This window comes from Kitasatospora sp. NPDC059747 (assembly GCF_042732955.1).
Taxonomy (GTDB): Bacteria; Actinomycetota; Actinomycetes; order Streptomycetales; family Streptomycetaceae; genus Kitasatospora.
Window position 1 is genome coordinate 13,190 of record NZ_JBHWGV010000065.1, and the last position, 1,085, is coordinate 14,274.

2 protein-coding genes are annotated in these 1,085 nt (G+C 72.4%); one reads left to right on the forward strand and one right to left on the reverse strand.

Translation table 11 applies throughout. The features are described from left to right. The coding region (locus ACFV4G_RS26175; RefSeq protein WP_380444428.1) for a GntR family transcriptional regulator at positions 1–415 on the reverse strand (415 nt) is incomplete at its 3' end. A gap of 167 nt (positions 416–582) precedes the next feature. Between ACFV4G_RS26175 and ACFV4G_RS26180 the strand changes: the two genes are divergently transcribed. Next, entirely contained in the window at positions 583–783 is a 201-nt protein-coding gene (locus ACFV4G_RS26180) for a hypothetical protein (protein WP_380444430.1), read from the forward strand. Positions 784–1,085 lie beyond the last annotated feature (302 nt).

A 1,085-nucleotide genomic window follows, 5' to 3' on the forward strand; every position in this document is an offset into this window, starting at 1 on the left:
CAGCCCTTGCGCGGTTGCCACACCCCGCGGCCCCGGGCGGCTCCCCCCCCGCGCGCGGCGCGCGGGGGCGGGGGGCGCGCGGGGGCGCCCTCCGGCCCCGCCAGGTGCCGACCACGCCTTGCCGGGCGAGGGCGGCCTCGGTCGGTGATCCGTCGCCCGGTGCCACGCGTTGGCGCCGGACGAGAACGGCCGGTGGCTCCTGGGACTTCACGTAGTAGCCCGCCCCGGGGCGGGCGAGCACGAGCCCCTCGTCGATCAGCAGGGCGTAGGCCCGCTGGATCACGCCCGTCGAGACGTTGTGCTCGCGCTGGAGCGCACTGATGGACGGCATTCGATCGCCTGGTTGAAGGCGCCGGGAGGTCAATTGACCACGCAGGGCATCCGCGACCTGCAGGTAGGAGGGGGTGTCGCTCACGCCTCGGACCTCCTCGCTTCGAATCGTTCGCTGCGGCTGACACCGTAGCGCTGGCAGCGCTACTCTATCGATACGATTCCACTGTATCGATATGGGGAACGTCGATGGAGATCGGCATGCGCACAAGCTTGCTCAAGGCGTCTCTCTGCCAGGCGGCAGGGGCTCCCGTGCGAATCACCAAGGGGAGGGCGGGCCGCGTTCGGCTCTCGACGACCGCGCCTGCTGATACCTCGTCCACGCAGTGGACCGAGGTGCTCGACATCCTCCGGTCGGGCTGCGAGTGGGGTTCCACCGATGCCACCGGCCGGGTCGTCGTCTGGGTGGAACTGGAGGACTTCAACATGACGGACCCGGGGGCCTGGTCGTGACCGCCGCCGCCCGTCGGTCGGCGGCGTCGACCGGCATCGTGATCCGCTTCGAGGTGGGCAGGGCCGGGCGCTACGTCAGCGCTGAGTGCCAGCTGGATGCGCACTGGGCCTGCCCGGGCGGCGTCCGAGAGGTGTCCGGTGTCCTCGCGCTGGTGTGTCTCTGCATGGAGCCGACATGTACCTGCGCCCGGCATCTCGCTGGAGGCGGGCCATGATCCGGGCTGGGGGGGGGGGGCCCCCCCCCGCCCCCCCCCCCACGCGAACAAAGCACCCCCCCGCCCACCCCGAGGGGGGGGGGGGGC